General features: G+C 71.2%; 1 pseudogene. It reads right to left on the reverse strand.

The window, feature by feature from the left end:
• Nucleotides 1-208, reverse strand: a pseudogene (locus FVA95_RS34450) (DDE-type integrase/transposase/recombinase); the annotation flags it as partial.

Consider the following 208-nt stretch of genomic DNA (forward strand, 5'->3'; position numbering starts at 1 on the left):
GCGTAGGCGGTGCGTGAGTGGTCGTCGATCACGGTGTGGACGTAGGCGGTCCCGATGGCCGGGCGGTAGTACTTGCCCCGTTGACCGGTGCGCCGCGCGGTGGCCGCCTGGTTGCGGCGGCCTTGCTGCCGTCCCAGGTAGCGCCAGCCCCCGCCGTCGGGGATGTTGGCGAACTTGGTGACGTCGACGTGGATCAGCGAGCCGGGGT

Origin of the sequence: Pseudonocardia sp. EV170527-09 (genome assembly GCF_008369905.1) — a bacterium.
Taxonomy (GTDB): Bacteria; Actinomycetota; Actinomycetes; order Mycobacteriales; family Pseudonocardiaceae; genus Pseudonocardia.